Below are 17,355 nucleotides of genomic sequence, written 5' to 3'. Positions count from 1 at the left end.
GCCGTAGATCCACTTGCCGTGCGGCACCCGCGGGTGTGCCCTGGAAGGAGACAGCGGAAGGAGTTCCGTCATGGCCGTCTCCTCTACGGTGCCGGTACGGCGTCACGGCGCGCTCGGGCTGGCACTGCCCGTGACGCTGGGCGTGATCTACGGCTTCTACGCGGCATTCATCCTGCGCGCGGGCGGGCAGCTCACCGTTGGCCAGGTGGTGCTCGGTGTGGTGTCCGGCCTGGTCGTGGCGGGGCTGTGCTTCGCGCTCGGCAGGTGGCAGAAGGCGCTGCCGCGCGAGTTGCGCGCCGCCGCCTACGGGGTACTGACCGGCTGCTCGATGGGCTTCCTGCACAGCCTCACCGGTGTCAGCGTCTGGCGGGCCACCGGCATGGGCCTCGCCTTCGGGATCGTGGCGGTGGCGGCCACGTACTTCGTGTTCTACACGCACGAGCCCTGACCGGTCCCGCTTGAAGCGGCTCCGGTTCCGGCGTCGTGCACGCAGCGGGCGACCTGGACCCGGTTGGAGACCTCCAGCTTGGCGAACACGCTGCCGACGTGCGTCTTGACGGTGGCCACGCCCATGTAGAGCGAGGCGGCGATCTCCGAGTTCGTCAGACCCTCGCTGACCGCGATCGCCACCTCCCGTTCGCGGGCTGTCAGCCGATCCAGCAGGGCGAGCGCGGCGCGACGCCGTGAGGTGTCCGGCGACGCGGTGACGGCGGCGATGAGGCGGGTGGTCACGCCGGCGGACAGGCTCGGCTCGCCGCCGGCGACCCGCCGGACCGCGAGGACCAGCTCGGCCGGTGGGGTGTCCTTGAGCAGGAACCCCACCGCTCCGTGCCGCAGCGCCGTCAGGACCATCTCGTCGGTGTCGAAGGTGGTCAGGATGACGATCCGGGCGGCGGTCCCCAGCTCCCGCAGCCGCCGTGTGGCGGCCAGCCCGTCCATCCGCGGCATGCGGATGTCCATCAGGACGACATCGGGCAGCTCGCGGGCGACCAGGTCGAGCGCCTCCTGCCCGTCGGCCGCCTCGCCGACCAGTTCCAGGTCCGGGGCTCCGCCCAGGATCATCCGCAGACCGGCGCGCACCAGCGGATCGTCGTCGACGATCAGCACCCGGATCCGGACCGTGCTCACGCCGGCCACGGCAGCCTCGCCCGGACGGCGAAGTCCCCGTCCTCCTCGACGCCGAACTCCAGCACGCCGCCCGCGAGTTCCGCGCGCTCTCCGAGACCCGCGAGACCCACCCCGGCCGAGGGCAGCGGCGCGCCGACCGGGAGCCCGACCGGATTGCGGACCTCTATCCGAAGCTGCCCTCCGGGCGTCCCGGCCAGCCGCACGGCGACCGGTGCACCCGGGGCGTGCTTGCGGGCGTTGGTGAGGGCTTCCTGTACGACCCGGAACGACGTGAGCGACAGCGTCCCGGTGATGCCGGACAGGTCGGGTCCGGCGCCCTCGGGCAGGCCCGAGGTGTCGAGCCGGACGACGGAACCAGCCTCCCGGGCATCGGCCAGCAGCGCCGGCAGCTCGGCGAGCGTCGGCTGTGACCGCTCCGCGCCGCCGGCCGGCTGGCCGGACCGCAGGACGCCCAGCACCTGCCGCAGTTCGACGAGCGCCAGCTGTGCGTTGGACTGGATGGTCTGGGCGGTGGCGGCCGTCTCGGCCCGGCTGAGGTCCTCGCGGAACGTCAGCGCCCCGGCGTGCAGGGCCACCAGGGAAATCCGGTGCGCCAGGTCATCGTGCATCTCCCGGGCGATCCGGGTCCGTTCGGCATCGCGGGCCGCGCCCGAGGCGAGGGCCCGCTCCCGCTCGGCGGTCACCGCCCGCTCGTGCAGTGCCGCGAGCAGTTCGCGGCGGGCCGCGGCGTAGTACCCCGTGGCCACGGCGGCCGCGACGATCAGCAGGAGCACCAGGACGTTGCCGAGGACGGAGGACGTGCCGCCGTCGACGGCGGGTGAGAGCCATGGACGGTACAGGCCCGCGGACACGACCCCGCCGACCGCCGCGAGAGCTCCCACCACGACGATCCACCCCCGCCGCCGGTGGGTCGCCATCGAGACGACGGCCAGCGTCATCGCCCCCAGGCCGGAGACCGACAGCGGAGCCGCGGCGACCACCAGGCAGGCGACGGCCGTCGGGTGCCGATGCCGAAAGGTCAACAGCGCCAGCGCCACCGCGCCGAGGACGAGGTCCAGGACGAGCGCCGTGCCCACGCGGTCCGCCCGCGCCCGGCTCAGCGGCTCGGACAGCAGCACGGCGGCATGCACGATCCAGGCGACGGCCCCGAGGCCCGCCGCGAGCACGTAGCGCCAGACCGGTGCCCGGACGGCGAAGGGCGAAGGCACCTCTGCCTGTCGCCCCGGCGGGGGTGGTGGTGTGGTCATGGGCTCAGAGTAGGTGGCCGTCGGTGGCGGCAGACCCCCCGGAAGGCTCGGTTCGTCTCCACCCCAGGGTGGAGGCCCTTCCGACCGGGAGGGGAGGTTTTCGGCGCGGGCGACCAGCAGTGTGGCCACCACGGGAAACGGCCGCGGCAGGGCTGACGCAGCGCCCGCCGGCACGTTCGATCATCGGCACACCTAAGGGAGCGCAAACATGAGTACGCACAGACGGACGGCCACAGCCACGGGGGTTCTGTTCATCCTGGCGGCGGTGACGTCCATAGTCGGCCTTCTGCAGTACGCACCGATACTGGATCACTCCGGATACGTCACCGAGGGGTCCGCGCAGGTGTCCAGAGTGGCGTCGGGCGCACTGCTCGAGCTGGTGTGCGTGTTCTCGGTCATCGGCATCTCGATTCTCATGTTTCCCATCGTGAGGCGACGCAACGAAACCGTGGCCCTCGGCTACGTCTGCTTCCGGCTGCTCGAGGCCGCGATCATCATTCTCGGGATCATCAGCCTCCTGTCGGTGGTGACGCTGGGCCAGGAGTTCGCGCGAGCGGAATCACCCGACGCCGCGTCGTATCTGACCGCGAGCAGGTTGCTGGTGGCGCAGCACGACTGGACGTTCCTGTTCGGACCCAACCTGGCGCTGGGCCCGAGCACGCTGATGATGGGCTGGTTCCTGTACCGGTCGGGATTGGTTCCGCGGTTCATCGCGGTCCTGGGGCTCGTCGGCGGCCCGCTGATCTTCGGCTCGGCGGTGCTGGTGATATTCGGTGTCTACGAACAGATCTCCCTGTGGGGGACCGTTTGCGCGCTCCCGGTGTTCGTCTATGAGATGACCTTGGCGGTCTGGCTCGTGGCCAAGGGGTTCCGTCCCTCCGCGATGGAGTCCTTGACCACCGAGCCGGCCAGGGTCTGACCTACCGTTCCCTTGGCGGGGCCGCGGCAACTGATGCGGACAGGCCAGGAGTTCCTGGTCGGTGATCCGTACGGAGACGGAGACGGCACCGCGACGCGGCGCCGGTGTTCGCAGCTCGTTCGCACCGCGCAGGCGGTGGTCCCGGTGAACGCCCGTCTCATGCGCGCCGCGTCGGGCGCGGTCGCCGGAACGCCGACCGCGTTCGCCGGCCTCGGACACGGCACGGCGGGACTGCTCGTCACCGCCGCCGTCGTGATCGTCACCAGCACGGTCGGGGTGATCGTCCCCGAGGTGTTCTGGTGGCGGGCGCCGAACCCGCTGCGTCCGCTGCGGTGGTACGCCAGGCGCGGCCAACTGGACGGCGCGCACGGCGCCGAACTGATCAAGGTGGCCGACGCGGGCCACGCGCGCGTCGTGCGGGCCCGTAGGGAACGGTGACGCCGACCGTCCGGTCCGGGGAACCGCGCAGGCCCGCCGCGGGAGAGCCAACGGTGTCAGGCGCGCCGGTACGCCGGATCGGTGACCACGTCGGAGAGGTAGAACGTCACGATCCGCTTGGCCGAGGCGAGCATGGCGGGATCACCGAGCGGATCGGTCCTGAAGGCCAGTTGCAGCACGGCGTCGGCGGCGGTCGCCCCGGCCCGGCAGGCGGCGGCCAGGGCCGGGGTGTCGGCGTGGGGGCCCGGCGGTGGACCGGTGCGGGCCGTACCTCGCTGAGGGGCGGCCCGCACCCGGTACGTCAGACCGGACGGACCCCGGCCGCGGGTGTCTCGCCGGAGCCGCGGACGATGAAACGGGTCAGCAGGATCACCGAGCGCGGCGCCGAACGGTCGCCCTCGATCCGGGAGAAGAGCAGGTTGGCCGCGGTGCCGCCGAGCGCCACCGGGTCCTGGCTCACCACGGTCAGCGGCGGGCTCAGCCGTTCGGCCAGCGGGAAGTCGTCGAAGCCGACGATCGCGATCCGGTCGAAGAGGCCGCCCTCGGCCTGGCCGAGACCGTCCATGACGCCGATGGTGATCAGGTCGTTGCTGGTGAACAGCGCGGTCGGCGGGTGGCGCAGGGCGCGCAGCTCCGCCAGCGCCGCGGCCGCGTCGGGCCGGGAACGCAGTTCGTGCCGGACCAGTTCGGGATCCTCCGTCACACCCCGGGCCGCGAGGGCTTCGAGATAGCCGGCGTAGCGCTCGCGCTGGGTCCAGATGCCGAACCGGTCGCCGAGGTAGGCGATCCGGGTGTGCCCGTGGTCGAGGAGATGGGTGACGGCCCGGTTCGCGCCGGCGCGGTTGTCGACGGTGACGGTGTCGACCGCCAGGCCCTTGGCGGGGCGGTCGACACAGACCACCCGGGTGCCGCCCTCCATGGGCTGCTTGAGGAATGCGTGGCTGCCGATGGTCGGGACGAGGATCAGCCCGTCGACCTGCCGGGCACAGAACGCCGCGACGACCTCCTGCTCGCGGCGCGGCTCGTCGTTGGTGCTGCCGACCAGGACCAGATAGCCGCGCCGGTGCGCCTCGTCCTCCACCGACCGCGCCATCAGGGCGTAGAACGGGTTCGCCAGATCGTCCACCACCAGCCCGATGGTGGACGTCCCCAGGTTCTTCGACCGCAGGTTCCTGGCGTTGTCGTTGCGCTGGTACCCCAGCTTCCGCACCGCCTGCTCGACTCGGGCCGTGGTGTCCGGGGACACAGCCGACTCGCCGGATATGACACGGGAGACCGTCATGGGACTGACTCCCGCGGCGCGGGCCACGTCCTTCATCGTCGGGCGCTTCACGGGCCTCCTCATCGACGGGTTCCGGTGCGGTGCCGGAATCCGACGCGTGGTTGATGGCCGGCGGGACCCTCCGCACTCCCCGCGTGCGGTCCGGGCACCGGCGGCGCCAACGTTACCCACCCAAGCCGCCGGGACCGGTGGCGGGACCGGGTGATCGCCTGGTCCCGCCACCGGCCCGAGGGTCAGCAGGCGGACTTGTAGAAGTACTTGGTGATGTTGGGGTCGGTCATGTTCTGCTTGGTGATGGCGACCATGGGAGTGCCGATCTGCGCGGTCACCTTCTTGCCCTGGATCGCGGCCAGCGCCTGATCGACGCCCTGGGTGCCGATGCCGCCCGGGTCCTGGGCGACCAGGACGTCCAGGGTGCCGTTCTTGAGTGCCGTGATCTCGTCGGGTTCCGCGTCGAACGCGGCGACCTTGACCTTGCCCTGCTTACCGGCGGCCTGCAGTCCGGTGGAGACGCCCTGGGCGGTGTTGGTGTTGCCGGCGAAGACGCCGCCGAGGTCGGGGTGCGCGGCGAGGGTCGCCTGGATCTGCGACGCGGCCGTGGCCGGCAGGTCGTTGTCGTACAGCACGGGAAGGAGCGTGATCCCGGGGTGGCTGCTCTGCATCTCCTCGGTGAAGCCCTTGATCCGGGCGTCGGTGGTGGAGACACCGGGCTTGACACTGATCACGATGGCCGAGCCCTTGTCACCCATCAGTTGGGCGAGGGCCTTCGCCGCGGCCTTGCCGCCGGCCTCGTTGTCGGAGGAGATCCGGGAGACACCGACCGAGGACTCGGTGACCGAGGTGTCCACGAGCACGACCTTGGTGCCCGCGCCCTGGATCTGCTGGAGCGAGGGCGTCAACGCGGTGCTGTCCACCGGGGATATCAGCAGGCCGTCCGGGTGGGTGGCGGCGACCGAGTCGATGATCGGCCGCTGCACCGCGACGTCCCACTGCGCCGAACCGTTCGTCTTGAGGTCGACGCCGACCTTGGCGGCCTCGGCCTGGGCGGCGCACGCCATGGTGATGTAGAACGGGTCGCTCTTGACTCCGGTGATCAGCTGGATGGTCTTCTTCCCGGAACCTGACCCGTTGTCGTCGCTGCTGCAGCCGGCGGTGGTGGCCAACACGGCCAGCACCGCGCAGCATCCGGCGAACTTCGTGGCTCTGTGCATGGCGGAGATCCTTCTGTGAGGGTGCGGCCCGACGGGGAGTGCGGGGGAACCGCGGTCAGCCGCGGTCGCGGCTGCGCCTGCGGAACTGGTCGAGGTAGACGGCGAGGACCAGGACCACGCCGATGGCGACGTCCTGCCAGTACTGCTGGACGCCGATGATGATCAGGCCGGTGGTCAGGACCGCCGGGATGAAGACACCGATCACCGTGCCGAGCACCGAACCGCGCCCGCCGAAGAGGCTGGCGCCGCCGAGCACGACCGCGGTGATGACCTTGAGGTTGTCGGTGGAGTGGCCGGCGATGGACGTGGTGCCGAAGTAGGCCAGCCACATCACGCTGCCGAGCCCCGCCAGCAGCCCGGCCAGGGCGTAGACCAGGATGAGATGGCGGTCCACCGCGATACCGACCCGGCGCGCGCCCTCCGCGTTGGAGCCGATCGCGTAGGTGTAGCGACCGAACCGCGTGTAGGCGAGTACCAGGCCGAACAGGACGGTGGCCGCGAACGCGATGACCACCAGCCAGGGGATCTGGCCGAAGAGCTTGCCGAACCCGATGGTGTGCTGCAGCTTGCCCGACACGGCCCCGGTCAGGTCCTGCCCGCCGGTGATGATCTGGGCCAGGCCCAGGGCCGCTCCGAAGCCGCCGAGGGTGACGATCAGCGGCGGGACCTTGGCCTTGGCCACCAACAGCCCCTGGACCGCGCCCCACACCAGCCCGGTGGCCAGGGCTATCAGCGCACTGATCGTGATGGTGCCCCAGCCCGATTCGGCGCCACCGTGGTGCACGGTGTACTCGCCGGAGAGGACGGCGGCCAGCACGAGAACCGATCCGACGGACAGATCGATCCCGGCCACGATGATGACGAAGGTCATGCCGACGCCGAGCACCAGGTAGATCGCGGCGTTGGTGGCTATCTGGGTGATGTCGTACGTGGTCAGGAAGGTGCCCGGCGCGGCGATGGTGAAGAAGGCGACCAGGAGGACCAGGACCCCGAACGTCCAGGCCTCGTTGACCGCCGCGATCCGCTTCGCCCATCCCGGTACGGCGATCCGCGGCCGCGGATTCACGGCGGAGCCGTCCTGGGCCGGCGCCGGGTCGCCGGCCGCCGCCTTCTCCATCCGCGGCTTTCCTGTATCCGTCATGTCCTGTCCCGCCATCTCCGACTTCACGCTCCGCCACCGTTCGCCGCCGGGTCCAGTGCCCCGGTCATCGCACCGACCAGCTCCTCGACCGACGTCTGCGCGGCGGTGAACCGCGCCACCCGGCGGCCCAGCCGCAGCACCTCGACGCGGTCGGCCACCGACAGCACTTCGGGCATGTTGTGGCTGATCAGCACGACGGCGATGCCGCGGTCCCGGACGCGCCGGATGGTGTCGAGCACCCGCCCCCGCTGCACCACACCGAGTGCGGCGGTGGGCTCGTCCATGAAGATGATCCGATTGGCGAAGGCGACCGCCCGGGCCACCGCGACCGACTGCCGCTGGCCGCCCGACAGGGAGGCGACCGGGACGCCCACATCCTGCAGATCGACCCCGAGTTCGGCGAAGGCCGCGACGGCCGACCGGCGCATCGCCGCCCGGTCGAGCACATGCAGCCGGCCGAGCAGACCGCCCCTGAACAGCTCCCGGCCCAGGTGCAGATTGGCCGCCGCGTCCAGGTCCGGGGCGAGCGCCAGGTCCTGGTACACGGTCTCGATGCCGTACCGCCGGGCGTCCAGCGGGCTGGTCAGCCGCACCGGCGCGCCGTCCACCAGGATCTGCCCGCCGTCCGGTCTGATGGTGCCGGACAGCGTCTTGACCAGAGTGCTCTTTCCGGCGCCGTTGTCGCCGATGAGTGCGACGACCTCGCCGGGCCAGGCGGTGAAGTCAGCGCCCTGGAGAGCCTGGACGTGACCGAAGTGCTTGGTCACCCCCCGCGCCTCCAGGAGTGGTTCTGCCATCGAGAGGCCTCCCCGTGCATTGGTAACGTTCTCAGCGATTCCCGGATTGTGGAGGTGGCCTGATGTCATGTCAATACTCTGCGCACAGGCGCGTTTTGGCCGCCCAGCTCCGGACAATCTCGCGATTCGCGGCTCAGTGAGCACTCTTGACAGGGAATCAGGGACACGTCAAGAATCCTGTTTCGATTGATAACGTTCACATGCACTTCGAGCATCCTCCGTGCCTTCAGGACGCTGGCCCCGCGGCGAGCGGCCTCCCCCACGACAAGGTGGTTCTCCGTGCTCCGATCGCATTCCGTCCGGCACTTTGGTGCCCCGGGCGCCAATCCGCCCCCCGACCGGGCCACCCCGCTGCTGAGACTCGGTGTGGCCTTCTCCTGCCTGCTGCTGACCGCGGTCGGCGCGGTCGCCTTCGCCTCGCCCCCGGCGCACGCCGCCGTGTCGAACCCGACCCAGTACGTCGACCCGTTCATCGGCACCGACGACAGCACCGCGCCCAACCCGGTGCCGGGCGGGGCCGGCGGAAGCACCTACCCGGGCGCGGTGGTCCCGTTCGGCGGCGTCCAGTTGAGCCCGGACACCCCGACCGCCTCCCCGTCCGGCTACCGCGCCTCGGACACCACCATCGAGGACTTCAGCGCCACCCACTTCGACGGCGCGGGCTGCTCCAACAACGAGGACCTCCCGATCCTCCCGGTCACCGGAGCGCTGGGCGCCTCGCCCGGCACCAGTTGGACCAGCTACGCCTCGGGCTACACCAAGGCGAACGAGTCCGCCGCGCCCGGCTACTACAAGACCCGGCTGGACAAGTACGCCACCAACGTCGAGCTGACCGCGACCACGCGCACCGGCATGGGCAAGCTCGCCTACCCCGCCGGCACCACCTCCCGGCTGCTGATCAACACCAGCCGCAGCGCCACCGGCAACCGCAGCGGCTCGGTCCAGGTCAGCGGTTCGGAGGTCAGCGGCAGCGTCACCGCGGGCGGCTTCTGCGGCTCGTCGAAGACGTACCAGATCTTCTTCGACATCCGCTTCGACAAGGCCCCGACCGGCTTCGGCACCTGGAGCGGCGGAACGGTCACCGCGGGCTCGGCGAGCGCCAACGGGACCAACACCGGCGCTTACGTCACGTTCGACACGACGGCCAACCAGAACGTCCAGTTCAAGGTCGCCCTGTCCTACGTCAGCGTCGCCAACGCGAAGACCAACCTCACCACGGAGAACGCGGGCTGGGACTTCAACGCCGTGCGCACCGCGGCGGACACCTCCTGGAACCAGATCCTCAACCGGGTCCAGATCTCCAGTGGCGGTGCCACCGAGCTGCAGAAGTTCTACACCTCGCTCTACCACGTCTTCCAGAGCCCGAACATCTCCAGCGACGTCAACGGTGACTACCGGGGCTTCGACGGTGCGGTGCACAACTCCGCCCACCCCGTCTACCAGAACTACTCCGGCTGGGACATCTACCGCTCCTGGGCGGCCCTCGTCGCGCTGATCGCGCCGAGCGAGGCGAGTGACATCGCCAAGTCCATGGTCCTGGACGGCCAGCAGGGCGGTCTGCTGCCAAAGTGGTCGCAGCAGACCAACGAGGACTTCGTGATGAACGGCGATCCCGGTCCCATCATCGTGAGCAGCATGTACGCCTTCGGTGCACGGGACTTCGACACCGCCGCGGCGCTGACGCTGATGGAGAAGTCCTCCAGCGGCGGCACCACCCAGGGCACCGCGATCCGCGGCCGCCAGTCCACGTACACCAGCCTGCACTACATCAACGGCGACCCGTCGGACTCGCTCGAGTACTCGGCCTCCGACTTCGCCATGGCGCAGTTCGCCAAGTCGCTGGGCAACACCAGCAGTTACAACACGCACATGACGCGCGCCCAGTGGTGGCGCAACACGTTCAACACCGAGTCCGCCTTCGTCCACCCGCGCAACAGCGACGGCAGCTGGCCCTGGCCGCTCGACCCGGCCAGCCAGTCCACCTTCACCGAGGGCAACGCGGCCCAGTACACCTGGATGGTCACCTACGACTTCGCCGACCTCATCAACTCGATGGGCGGCCGGCAGACCGCGGTGCAGCGCCTGGACCACCACTTCACCGAGGTCAACGCCGGGCAGAGCCGGCCCTACTACTACATCGGCAACGAGCCGGAACACGGAGTGCCCTGGGCGTACGACTACGCCCGGCACCCGTCCGGCGCCTCCGACGCGGTGCGCAAGGTGATGACCGAGTCGTTCACCACCGGACCCGGCGGGCTGCCCGGCAACGACGACCTGGGCGCGACCTCCGCCTGGTACGTGTGGGCGGCACTGGGCATGTACCCCGCCACCCCCGGCGCCGACACACTCGCCGTGCACGGGCCCACGTTCCCCTCGATCACGATCCAGCGGGCCGCCGGGGACATCACCATCAACTCCTCGGGCTCCGGCAACTACGTCCAGGGCCTGAGCGTCAACGGCGCCGCCACCAGCCACAGCTACCTGCGCTACCCGGACGTGGCGAGCGGCGGGACGCTCAACTACACGATGGGCGCGGCGCCGAGCGCGACCTGGGGCACCGGCGCCAACGACGTGCCCCCGTCCTTCCAGGACGGCGGCACCTCGGTCCCGGCAGCGCCCGAACTCGGCACCGACCTCGCCCAGGGCAAGCCGGTGACCACCGCCGCGGCCCCCTGCGCCGCGGCGGAGTCGGCGGACAAGGCCGTCGACGGCACGCTGAAGAACAACAGCAAGTGGTGCACGAACTCGGCGAGCCCGGCGATGCAGGTGGACCTCGGGTCCGTGCAGTCGGTGTCCTCGTTCGTCGTCAAGCACGCCGGACTGGGCGGTGAGAACACCGCCTGGAACACCGGTGCCTACCAGATCCAGACCAGCACCGACGGCACGACGTGGTCCATCGCGACGACCGTCACCGGTTCGCGGTCCAGCCGGACGTACAACTCGATCCCCGCCCGGCAGGCCCGCTACGTCAAGCTCGCCGTCACCACACCCGGCAACACCGGCGCCACCGCCGTACGGATCTACGAACTGGAGGTCTACGGCGGCGGCGGAGGCCAGAGCAATCTGGCACTGAACCGGCCGGCCACCGGCTCCGCCTCCTGCAACACCAGCGAGACGCCCGACAAGGCGGTCAACGGCAGCGTCTCCGGAGGCAACACCGACAAGTGGTGCTCGGGTGCCACCGGAACCAAGACCCTGCAGGTCGACCTCGGCGGATCGCACGCGCTCAGCTCCATCACCGTGCGGCACGCCGGCGCGGGCGGGGAGTCGGCCGGCTGGGACACCAAGGACTTCGATCTCCAGGTCTCCGCGGACGGCAGTACGTGGACCCCGGTGGCCCAGGTGCGCGGCAACACCTCCGACGTCACCAGCAACCCGTTCACCGCCACCGCCCGCTACGCCCGTCTCGACATCATCACTCCCACCCAGAACACCGACACCGCGGCCCGGATCTACGAATTCGAGGTCTACGGCACCTGATCACCATTCCCCCGGGCCCGGCCGTCGATGGACGGCCGGGCCCTTTCCGTGTGCGCCGGTCCCGGTCCGCCATAGGATTTGAACACGTTCAATGTTATGTTCTTCGCCATCGCACCAGAGATCTCACATGAGGCGGGGCAGCATGAGCGTGAACACATTCGCCGGCTGGACAAGGGGGTTCGAAGCCGAACTCGAGCGCCGGCGCGCGAAGGGTGAGCCGGACTGGGCGGGCGGCGCGAGCCTGGCGGGGCCGCTCGCGCGCAGCCTGCAGCGCTTCCAGGTCGGTGAGGACGGCGACGGAGCGAATCTGATCCGCAAGGCGGACGAGGCCGGAGACCGCGACTACGCCGCGGCGGTCCGGCTGTTCGTCGCGGAGGAGCAGAACCACGCGAGACTGCTGGCGCTGCTGCTCGGGGCGGGTGGGATGCCGACCATCGCGGCCCACTGGAGCGACTCGGTCTTCGTCCGGCTGCGCAGACTCCTGGGTCTGCGCCTCGAGTTGCTGGTCCTGATGATCGCCGAGGTCGTTGCCCTGCGGTACTACCGGGCGGTCAGCGAAGGCACCGAGGACCCGCTGGTCAGCGATGTCGCGGCGCGCATACTGGCCGACGAGCGGCGGCACGTCCCCTTCCACTGCCTGAGACTGCGGGAGGCACTAGGGGGCCTGCCCAGGGCGTTCGGCGTCCTCGCGCTGACCGGCTGGCGACTGCTGCTGCTCGGGGCCACCGCCGTCGTCGCCTGGGACCACGGTTCGGCGCTGCGCCATCTCGGCGTACCGCGGCGCCGGTTCATCATCGATGTCATGAGATCGTCCGCGGACGTCGTGGCCGACATTCTCGGCACCCGGCCACTGCAGCCGGCCGATGTCGCGCCCGCGCGGACGCAGGACCGGGCGGCGGTCGCACCGGGCCGTGCCGCCTGACCGCCGAGCGCGGGCATCCGGGCGGCGCGGTGATGAGAACCTCGCCGAGTGCGGGCTCGACTCGATCCGCCCGTCCCTTCTGCACGGCCTGAGTGGACCCCCGTCCCGGCGCGGAGCCGGACCGACCCGCCGATAGGGGGTCTGGCACCACCATCGCCGGGTGCTCAACCCCACTGACCTGGCCGTCTTCCGACCTCAGACTCGTTCGTGTCAGTTCGTACGACCGAGCACGGGGAGTTCAGCGATGACTGGTCACACTCGACGGGATGTTGTCCGCAGCGCGGCGATCGTGGCGGCGGGAGGGTTCGCGGCGCAACTGGTGGGCGGCGGCTCCGCCGGCCTGCCGTCGGCCGGCGCGGCGACGGCGGCGGGAGCGGGCGGCGGGGGCAGCAGCTTCCCGTTCCTGCAGGGCGCCTTCGCTCCGGTGACGAAGGAGGTGACAGCGTTCGACCTGCCGGTCACCGGCCGCATCCCCCGCGAACTGAACGGCCGCTATCTGCGGAACGGCCCGAACGTGCTGGGTCTCGAGGACCCCCGGGCGCACCACTACATGCTCGGCGAAGGCATGGTGCACGGTGTCCGGCTGCGGGACGGCCGCGCCGAGTGGTACCGCAACCGCTGGATCCGTTCGTCGGGCGTGGCCAAGAAGTTGGGCGAGCCCTACCACGGGCCGGTGCCGGAGAACGACTTCGCGAACAACACCCACGTCATCGCGCACAAGGGCCGCGTGCTGGCGTTGCAGGAGAGCGGGCCGCTGCCCTACGAGCTCGACGAGGAACTGAACACCGTCGGCACGCACGACTTCGGCGGGACGCTGAACGGCCCGTTCACCGCGCACACCAAGTACGACGCCCACGCGGGTGAACTGCACGCCCTCACCTACTACCCGACGTGGGACCACGTCCGGCATCTCGTCGTCGACCACGCCGGACGGGTCGTCAGGACCACCCGGATCCCGGTGGCGGACAGCCCGATGATGCACGACTTCGCGCTCACCAGGAAGTACGTGATCGTCTTCGACATTCCCGTCACCTTCGACCCGGCGGCAGCCGAGGCGGGCAAGCTGGTGCCGTACGTCTGGAACGACAACCATCCGTCACGGGTCGGGGTGCTGCCGCGTGACGGCGGGCGGATCCGCTGGTTCGAGGTGCCGCCCTACTTCCACTCGCACACCCTCAACGCCTACGACGAGGGTGATTCGGTGGTCGTGGACATCACCACCTTCCCGGCGCCCTTCTATGTCGACGGCCGGGGCTCCGACGGCCCGGCGTCGACCGGCACCCCGTCCCTCAACCGCTGGACCATCGACCTGGCGCACGGCCAGGTGCGCTTCGCGCAACTCGACGACCGTCCGCAGGAGTTCCCGCGGGTCAACGAGACGATGGTCTCCCGGCGCCACCGGTACGGCTATTCGGCGGCGGCGGCCGAGATGTTCACGGCCTACCAGACGGTCGACGGCGTCCCGCCCGACGAGTCCTTCAGCAACGCGCTGATCAAGCACGACCTGGTCCGCGGGGCCTCGCAGGTGCACCGGCTGCCGAAGAACGCCGTGGCCGGCGAGGCGGTCTTCGTCCCGCGGCACGGCTGCGATCCGCATCCGACGGCGGCCGAGGACGACGGGTACACGCTGGCGTATGTGTACAACCCGGATCGCGGAGCGTCCGACCTGGTGATCCTGGCCGCGCAGGACTTCACCGGCAAGCCGGTCGCCCGCATTCATCTGCCGGCGCGGGTACCGCTCGGTTTCCACGGCAGTTGGGTCCCGGACGAGTGACCGGACCCTGATCGGCTCCCCGCACGGGCTCAGCCGCGCACCGCCGCGGGCGCCGCACCTGCCGTCCGGGTGCGGCGCGCGGCGGGGACGACGAGCGGGGTGCCGGTCTCCGGGTCGGAGATGACCTGGCAGCGGAGCCCGAAGACCTGTTCCACCAGCTCCGTGGTGACGATGTCCCGCGGTGCGCCCTCGGCCACGACCCTTCCGTCCCGCAGGGCGATGAGGTGCGTGGCGTAGCGGGCGGCGTGGTTGAGGTCGTGGAGGACGGCGACGAGCGTGCGGCCCTTCTGTTCGTGCAGATCTGCGCAGAGGTCGAGGATCTCGATCTGGTGCTGGATGTCGAGATACGTGGTCGGCTCGTCGAGGAGCAGCAGAGGCGTCTGCTGGGCGAGGGCCATGGCGATCCAGACGCGCTGGCGCTGTCCGCCGGAGAGTTCGTCGACATACCGGTCGGCGAGGTCGCCGACCGCGGTGGCGGCCATCGACTCGGCGACGATCCGTTCGTCTGCCGTCGACCACTGCCGCAGCAGCCCCTGGTGCGGATAGCGGCCGCGCGCGACGAGGTCGGCGACGGTGATGCCGTCGGGGGCGACGGAGGTCTGGGGGAGCAGCCCGAGGATCCGCGCCGCCTGCTTCGCGGGGAGCGTTCCGATCGGCTGCCCGTCGAGCAGCACCGACCCGGCAGCGGGCTTGAGCATCCGGGACAGCGCTCGCAACAGGGTCGACTTGCCGCAGGCGTTGGGCCCGACGATGACGGTGAAGGACCCGTCGGGGATCGCGACCGAGAGGTGCTCGGCGATGACGCGCTCGTCGTAGGCGAGGGTGAGGTCGTCGGCGATGAGCCGCGGGGCTCCGGCACGGTGCTGCATGGGGTCCTTCCCGGCGGGGTGGGTGACAGGGCTCGGGGCGGGTGTCATATCCGGCCCGCCTTGCGTTCGTTGACCAGCAGCCACAGCAGATAGCCGCCGCCGAACATCCCGGTGAGCACACCCGCCGGCAGCCGGCCGTCGCCGAACAGCCGCCCTGCCGCCCAGTCGGCGCCGACCAGCAGGGCGGCGCCCATGAAGGCGGCGGGCAGCAGGTTGGGGCCGGGGGAGCGGGTGAGCCGGCGGGCGAGTTGGGGCGCGGTGAGCGCGACGAAGGCGACCGGGCCGGCGGCGGCGGTGGCGGCCGCGGTGAGCAGGACGGCGGCGAGCATCAGCACCAGCCGGGTGCGTTCCACCCGGACCCCCAGCGCGTATGCGGCGTCGTCACCCATCTCGATCATCCGCAGGGCCCGACCGTGGCCGAGCACCAGCGGGATGAGGACCGCGCAGGAGACGAGCAGCGGCCGGACCTGGGTCCAGTCGCGGCCGTCGAGCGATCCGGTCAGCCAGACGACGGCGCGGGTGGCGTCGACTAAGTCGGCCCGGGTGAGCAGATAGCCGTTGACCGCACCGAGCACGGCCGCCGCGCCGATCCCGACCAGGACGAGGCGGTAGCCGTGGATGCCGCGCTTCCACGCCAGCAGATAGACGGCTGCCCCGGTGGCCAGCGCCCCCGCGACGGCTCCGCCCGCGACCGCGTACGTCCCGCCGTGGAGGAGCACGATGACGATGAGCGCGCCGGCGGCGGAGCCCTGGCCGAGGCCGATCACGTCCGGGCTGCCGAGCGGGTTGCGGGAAACGCTCTGGAAGACCGCGCCGGAGGTTGCCAGGGCAGCGCCGGCGAGCAGCCCGACCAGGACGCGCGGCAGCCGTACCTCGTTGACGATGAACTCCTGGGCGGCGCTGCCGCCGCCGGTCAGTGACCGGAGCACCTGGCCGGGTGACATCGGGTAGTCGCCGGTGCCGATGAGCGCCACCGCGACCGCCGCCGCCACGGCGGCGAGCAGCAGGACGACGCAGACGGCCCGGGTGTCGAGGCGGACCGACAGCCCGCCCCGGGTGCGCAGTACGGAACTTCTCACAGCTGGGCCATCCTTCGGCGGCGTACCAGATGGATGAAGACGGGCCCGCCGATGAGGGCGGTGACGATGCCGGCCTGCAGTTCGCCGGGCCGGGCGACGAGCCGGCCGGCGATGTCCGCGCCGAGCAGCAGGACCGGCGACAGGATCGCGGCGTACGGAAGCGTCCAGCGCAGGTCGGGGCCGGTGACCGAGCGGACGATGTGCGGCACCATCAGACCGATGAACACGATCGGCCCGCAGGCGGCGGTCGCGGCCCCGCACAGCAGGGTGATGGCGGTCATCGCCAGCACGCGGGTACGGGTCAGCGAGGCGCCCAGGGCCCGCGCGGTGTCGTCGCCGAGTGCGATGGCGTTGAGCGGGCGGGCCAGGGCGAGAGCGAGGAGCACCCCGGCGCCGATGAACGGCGCGACCTGCGCGACCACGGTCATCGATGCGGACGCGAGGGAACCGACCGTCCAGAAGCGCATGGTGTCCAGGGCCGCGGTGTCCAGCAGTTCGACGGCGTTGACGTAGCCGTAGAGCGCGGCGGTGAGGGCCGTGCCGGCCAGCGCCAGCCGCACGGGGGTCGCGCCGCGGCTGCCGCCGAGCGCGTACACCAGGACCGATACGGCCGCGGCGCCGAGGAAGGCGAACCAGACATATCCCGTCAGCGAGGTGACGCCCAGGAAGCTGACGGCCGAGACCACGGCGGCGGACGCGCCGGCGTTGACACCGAGCAGCCCGGGGTCGGCCAGCGGGTTGCGGGTCAGCGCCTGCATGACGGCGCCCGCCAGTCCGAGCCCGGCGCCGACCAGCAACCCGAGCAGGGTGCGCGGCACCCGCAGATCGCGGATGACGACATCGGTACTCGTTCCGGTGCTGTGGAACAGCCCGTGCCAGACCTGGTCGAGCGGGATCGGTTTGGCGCCGGTCGCGACGCTGGCGACCGCGATCAGCAGCAGGACAACGGCCGCTGCGAGCAGGCCCGCGGCGCGTGTCGCATCGCGCCGCCGGGGTGTGGCTCTCTCGGCCGCCGGTGTGTGGGCGGGACTGTCTACCAACATGCAAGTTAGGTTAGCCTACCCTCAT

At 70.9% G+C, this 17,355-nt stretch carries 16 protein-coding genes; 6 read left to right on the top strand and 10 right to left on the bottom strand.

The genetic code is table 11. The annotated features are described in order from the left end of the window. Positions 1 to 70: 70 nt before the first annotated feature. Positions 71 to 448: a hypothetical protein gene (locus AC07DC_RS22130; RefSeq protein WP_478916138.1), complete on the top strand. Its 378-nt coding sequence runs from the start codon at positions 71 to 73 to the stop codon at positions 446 to 448. Here the strand turns inward: AC07DC_RS22130 and AC07DC_RS22125 are convergent. Next, a complete protein-coding gene (locus AC07DC_RS22125; protein WP_478916137.1) occupies positions 430 to 1,128 on the bottom strand; it encodes a response regulator transcription factor in 699 nt (232 codons plus the stop codon). The two genes, AC07DC_RS22130 and AC07DC_RS22125, sit on opposite strands and share 19 nt — an antisense overlap. Continuing rightward, positions 1,125 to 2,375 carry a sensor histidine kinase gene (locus tag AC07DC_RS22120; RefSeq protein WP_478916136.1) on the bottom strand — a complete coding sequence of 417 codons (1,251 nt, stop codon included), beginning with the start codon at positions 2,373 to 2,375 and terminating at the stop codon, positions 1,125 to 1,127. The genes AC07DC_RS22125 and AC07DC_RS22120 overlap by 4 nt, the downstream gene beginning before the upstream one ends. A gap of 208 nt (positions 2,376 to 2,583) precedes the next feature. Between AC07DC_RS22120 and AC07DC_RS22115 the strand changes: the two genes are divergently transcribed. Continuing rightward, positions 2,584 to 3,294 (top strand): DUF4386 domain-containing protein, encoded by a 711-nt coding sequence (locus AC07DC_RS22115; protein ID WP_478916135.1) that lies wholly within the window; start codon positions 2,584 to 2,586, stop codon positions 3,292 to 3,294. Positions 3,295 to 3,438: 144 nt separating this feature from the next. After that, entirely contained in the window at positions 3,439 to 3,732 is a 294-nt protein-coding gene (locus AC07DC_RS22110; protein WP_478916134.1) for a hypothetical protein, read from the top strand. 56 nt (positions 3,733 to 3,788) lie between these two features. Here AC07DC_RS22110 and AC07DC_RS22105 read toward each other — a convergent pair whose 3' ends face one another. From AC07DC_RS22105 to AC07DC_RS22085, 5 genes are all read right to left on the bottom strand, one after another. After that, positions 3,789 to 4,025, bottom strand: coding sequence for a hypothetical protein (locus tag AC07DC_RS22105; protein WP_478916133.1), 237 nt, complete (start codon positions 4,023 to 4,025; stop codon positions 3,789 to 3,791). Positions 4,026 to 4,033: 8 nt separating this feature from the next. Then, the gene (locus tag AC07DC_RS22100; RefSeq protein ID WP_478916132.1) at positions 4,034 to 5,065 is read right to left on the bottom strand and encodes a LacI family DNA-binding transcriptional regulator; all 1,032 of its coding nucleotides are present in this window, start codon (positions 5,063 to 5,065) and stop codon (positions 4,034 to 4,036) included. Between the two features lie 182 nt (positions 5,066 to 5,247). Further along, positions 5,248 to 6,225 carry an ABC transporter substrate-binding protein gene (locus AC07DC_RS22095; protein ID WP_478916131.1) on the bottom strand — a complete coding sequence of 326 codons (978 nt, stop codon included), beginning with the start codon at positions 6,223 to 6,225 and terminating at the stop codon, positions 5,248 to 5,250. A gap of 55 nt (positions 6,226 to 6,280) precedes the next feature. Then, positions 6,281 to 7,366 carry an ABC transporter permease gene (locus tag AC07DC_RS22090; protein ID WP_478916130.1) on the bottom strand — a complete coding sequence of 362 codons (1,086 nt, stop codon included), beginning with the start codon at positions 7,364 to 7,366 and terminating at the stop codon, positions 6,281 to 6,283. Between the two features lie 23 nt (positions 7,367 to 7,389). Then, entirely contained in the window at positions 7,390 to 8,163 is a 774-nt protein-coding gene (locus AC07DC_RS22085; protein ID WP_478916129.1) for an ATP-binding cassette domain-containing protein, read from the bottom strand. A gap of 279 nt (positions 8,164 to 8,442) precedes the next feature. On the opposite strand from AC07DC_RS22085, the gene AC07DC_RS22080 reads away from it, so the two are divergent. The 3 genes from AC07DC_RS22080 (at position 8,443) to AC07DC_RS22070 (ending at position 14,339) form a co-directional block, all read left to right on the top strand. Further along, a complete protein-coding gene (locus tag AC07DC_RS22080; protein ID WP_478916128.1) occupies positions 8,443 to 11,643 on the top strand; it encodes a GH92 family glycosyl hydrolase in 3,201 nt (1,066 codons plus the stop codon). Between the two features lie 142 nt (positions 11,644 to 11,785). Next, on the top strand, positions 11,786 to 12,565 hold the full coding sequence (locus tag AC07DC_RS22075; protein WP_478916127.1) for a ferritin-like domain-containing protein: 780 nt from the start codon (positions 11,786 to 11,788) through the stop codon (positions 12,563 to 12,565). Between the two features lie 244 nt (positions 12,566 to 12,809). Next, the gene (locus AC07DC_RS22070) at positions 12,810 to 14,339 is read left to right on the top strand and encodes a carotenoid oxygenase family protein (RefSeq protein WP_478916126.1); all 1,530 of its coding nucleotides are present in this window, start codon (positions 12,810 to 12,812) and stop codon (positions 14,337 to 14,339) included. Positions 14,340 to 14,368: 29 nt separating this feature from the next. Here AC07DC_RS22070 and AC07DC_RS22065 read toward each other — a convergent pair whose 3' ends face one another. The 3 genes from AC07DC_RS22065 to AC07DC_RS22055 are packed head-to-tail and all read right to left on the bottom strand — an operon-like array spanning position 14,369 to position 17,330. Beyond that, on the bottom strand, positions 14,369 to 15,208 hold the full coding sequence (locus AC07DC_RS22065) for an ABC transporter ATP-binding protein (protein ID WP_478916412.1): 840 nt from the start codon (positions 15,206 to 15,208) through the stop codon (positions 14,369 to 14,371). Between the two features lie 44 nt (positions 15,209 to 15,252). Continuing rightward, a complete protein-coding gene (locus AC07DC_RS22060) occupies positions 15,253 to 16,287 on the bottom strand; it encodes a FecCD family ABC transporter permease (protein WP_478916125.1) in 1,035 nt (344 codons plus the stop codon). Then, a complete protein-coding gene (locus AC07DC_RS22055; RefSeq protein ID WP_478916124.1) occupies positions 16,284 to 17,330 on the bottom strand; it encodes a FecCD family ABC transporter permease in 1,047 nt (348 codons plus the stop codon). The genes AC07DC_RS22060 and AC07DC_RS22055 overlap by 4 nt, the downstream gene beginning before the upstream one ends. Positions 17,331 to 17,355 lie beyond the last annotated feature (25 nt).

The organism is Streptomyces sp. NPDC045021 (genome assembly GCF_056432645.1).
This window is presented reverse-complemented; position numbering and strand designations above follow the sequence as displayed.

Bases quoted from the DNA above. Each gene is read 5' to 3' on its own strand.
- AC07DC_RS22095 (WP_478916131.1), bottom strand. From the start codon at position 6,225: ATGCACAGAGCCACGAAGTTCGCCGGATGCTGCGCGGTGCTGGCCGTG.
- AC07DC_RS22085 (WP_478916129.1), bottom strand. From the start codon at position 8,163: ATGGCAGAACCACTCCTGGAGGCGCGGGGGGTGACCAAGCACTTCGGT.
- AC07DC_RS22130 (WP_478916138.1), top strand. From the start codon at position 71: ATGGCCGTCTCCTCTACGGTGCCGGTACGGCGTCACGGCGCGCTCGGG.
- AC07DC_RS22065 (WP_478916412.1), bottom strand. From the start codon at position 15,208: ATGCAGCACCGTGCCGGAGCCCCGCGGCTCATCGCCGACGACCTCACC.
- AC07DC_RS22090 (WP_478916130.1), bottom strand. From the start codon at position 7,366: ATGACGGATACAGGAAAGCCGCGGATGGAGAAGGCGGCGGCCGGCGAC.
- AC07DC_RS22075 (WP_478916127.1), top strand. From the start codon at position 11,786: ATGAGCGTGAACACATTCGCCGGCTGGACAAGGGGGTTCGAAGCCGAA.
- AC07DC_RS22055 (WP_478916124.1), bottom strand. From the start codon at position 17,330: ATGTTGGTAGACAGTCCCGCCCACACACCGGCGGCCGAGAGAGCCACA.
- AC07DC_RS22070 (WP_478916126.1), top strand. From the start codon at position 12,810: ATGACTGGTCACACTCGACGGGATGTTGTCCGCAGCGCGGCGATCGTG.
- AC07DC_RS22120 (WP_478916136.1), bottom strand. From the start codon at position 2,375: ATGACCACACCACCACCCCCGCCGGGGCGACAGGCAGAGGTGCCTTCG.
- AC07DC_RS22115 (WP_478916135.1), top strand. From the start codon at position 2,584: ATGAGTACGCACAGACGGACGGCCACAGCCACGGGGGTTCTGTTCATC.